At 78.6% G+C, this 1,077-nt stretch carries 1 protein-coding gene; it reads left to right on the forward strand.

What is annotated here, in order from left to right; translation table 11 throughout:
* Positions 1 to 20: 20 nt before the first annotated feature.
* A partial coding sequence (locus FK498_RS18790) for a hypothetical protein (protein WP_141857237.1) occupies positions 21 to 1,077 on the forward strand: 1,057 nt, incomplete at its 3' end.

The following is a 1,077-nucleotide window of genomic DNA, read 5'->3' on the forward strand; positions in this document are numbered from 1 at the left end:
GGCCGCGGCAGGATGGGCGCATGATCCTGCTGGTCCAGGCCGCGCCGCTCGCCGCGATCGTGCTGCTGCTCGCCTCCGGCCGCGCCGATCCGCTGCGCGCGGTGATCGTGGCGCTCCTGCTCGCGGTGCCGGCCGCCGCCGTCTCGCTGCCGCCCGGCACGGCTCTGGCGCCCCTGCTCGCCGAGGAGGCCGCGCGCGGCGCGTTCCTCGCGCTGCAGCCGATCGCGGTGACGCTGGCCGGACTCGTCTTCCACGGCGCGGTCGCGGCGCGGGGACGGGACGGGGCGGGCGGCGGCGCGGCCGGCCATGCGCGGCTGTTCACGGTCTGCCTCCTGCTCGGCCCGTTCTTCGAGACCGTCACCGGCTTCGGCGTCGGCGCGGTGTTCGCGCTCGGGGATCTGCACGCGCTCGGCGTCACCGGCCCGGCGGGAGCGGCGCTGTCGCTGTTCTCGCAGGTGCTGATCCCCTGGGGCGGGCTCGGCCCCGGCACGCTGCTCGGGGCGGCGCTGGCCGGCGTCTCCCTGCGTGCGCTCGGCGCCTGGAACGCGGCGCTGAGCGCCGCCTGGCTGGTCGCGCTGCTGCCGGTGTTCTGGCGTCTCGCGGCGGAGGCGGGACTGCCGCCCTCGCGGCGCGACCGGATCGAGGCTGCCGCGACCATGCTCGCCCTCGGCGCGCTGCTGATCGCGGCGAACCTCTTCGCGACGGTGGAGGTGGCGGGACTGCTCGCGCTCGGCCCGCCGCTGCTCTGGCAGGTGCGGCACCGGATCCTGCGGCCCGGGGCGATGCGCGCGGCCGCGCCCTATCTCGCGCTCTCCGCCGTGCTGCTGGCGAGCCGGCTGGTCCCGGGCGCCGCGGCGACGCTGACCTCGGCGGCAGTGCTGCGGCCCTGGCCCGACCTGCCGGGCTTCGCGCTCCTGCACCAGCCGGGGATGCTGCTCGGCGCGGTCGGGCTCGGGGTGCTGGCGACCGTGAAGGGGCGGCGCGCGATCCTGCGCAACGCCCTCGCGCGCGGGGCCCGGCCGGCGGCGCTGATGCTCGGCTACGTGGTGCTCGCGCGGCTGGTCGGCGGGTCGGGCG

The sequence above is a fragment of the Elioraea sp. Yellowstone genome, from assembly GCF_006704265.1.
Taxonomy (GTDB): Bacteria; Pseudomonadota; Alphaproteobacteria; order Acetobacterales; family Acetobacteraceae; genus Elioraea.